Here is a 1323-nt window from a genome sequence, read left to right as displayed (position 1 = left end):
TGAGGTTCCCCCGTTGTTCGGGAGGTGCTGATCAGCTGGTCAGGGCGGGTTGACGGGTGTTCAGATTCGCTTGTTCGGTCGTCGCCTGGTCGGCGTAGTGCTGTTCCTCGAACTCGATGGGGCTGAGGTAGCCGAGGCGTTTCTGGATGCGCCGGCTGTTGTAAAAGCCGTCGATGTACTCGAAGAGCGCCAGATTCGCCTCGGCCCTCGTCTCGAAGACGTGGCCGCGGACGCATTCGGTCTTGATGATCATCCAGAGGTTCTCCGCGAGGGCGTTATCGTAACTGTCCCCGACGGACCCCATGGATGCGTCAATTCCCGCCCGCACCAGCCGCGTTGTGAGCTTCACGGACGTGTATTGACAGCCGTGGTCGGCGTGGTGGACCAGTTGTCCGGGATTCACCTCGCGGCTGGCCAGGGCGTACTCCAGCGAGGACAGGACCAGATCGGCGTCCGCGCGGGCGGAGGTCTCCCAGGCCACCACCCGGCGCGAGAACGCGTCACGGATCGCGGAGAGCCACAGCGGTCCCTCCCCGGTGGTGATCATGGTGAGGTCGGTAACCCACAGCCGGTTCGGCGCCGGGGCGGTGAAGTCCCGCATCACCAGGTCCGGGGCCAGGGTGGCCTTCGGGTCCCGGCGGGTGAAACCTGTGCGGCGCGGGCTGATGCCCGCGAGGTCGGCCTCGCGCATCAGACGCTCGACCCGCTTGCGGCCGACGTGCACACCCTCGCGCTTGAGGACGGCGTGCACGCGCGGCGAGCCGTAGATCCCTCCGGACTCGGCATGGATGTCACGGATCTGCTCAGTCAACTCGCCGTCCCGGCGTACCCGTTCACACGGCACCTCGGCTGCGCGGCGCCAGCGGTAGAACGTGGAGGAGGCGATGTTCAGTTCCCGGAGGGTGGGCTCGACCTCCAGGTGCGGGTGCTCGGTGAAGAGCGCCGTCACCTGGGCCGGGTCGGGTCGAGCTGGGCGGCGAAAAAAGCCGAGGCCGTCCGCAGGATCTCGTTCGCCCGCTTGAGCTGGGCGTTCTCCTTGCGCAACGCGGCAAGTTCGGCGCGTTCGGCGGTGGTGGGCCGGTCCGCGCGCTCACCGGCGTCCGCCTCGGCCTGACGCAGCCAGGTCCGCAGAGCTTCGGGATGCACCCCGAGATCGACGGCCAGCTTCTTGATCTGCGGCTTCGGCTCCGCGGTCCGGTACATCCGTACCGCACGATCACGCAATTCCTGCGAGTACTTCCTCGGTGCGGCCATGGTCAGAGTTCCTCTCATGAACCCCATCTGACCCGATGTCAGCAACCTCCGCATCTCGGGGGAACCTCA

1 protein-coding gene and 1 pseudogene are annotated in these 1323 nt (G+C 66.9%); both read right to left on the bottom strand.

The window, feature by feature from the left end; all coding sequences use genetic code 11:
- Positions 1–31: 31 nt before the first annotated feature.
- Positions 32–949, bottom strand: coding sequence for an IS3 family transposase (locus HNQ79_RS33180; protein ID WP_185036704.1), 918 nt, complete (start codon positions 947–949; stop codon positions 32–34).
- A gap of 11 nt (positions 950–960) precedes the next feature.
- Positions 961–1254 (bottom strand): annotated as a pseudogene (locus HNQ79_RS33175) (transposase); the annotation flags it as partial.
- Positions 1255–1323 lie beyond the last annotated feature (69 nt).

The sequence above is a fragment of the Streptomyces candidus genome (assembly GCF_014207445.1).
GTDB lineage: Bacteria > Actinomycetota > Actinomycetes > Streptomycetales > Streptomycetaceae > Streptomyces > Streptomyces candidus.
The sequence above is the reverse complement of the archived record's forward strand: the minus strand, read 5'-3'. Positions and strand labels throughout refer to the sequence as shown.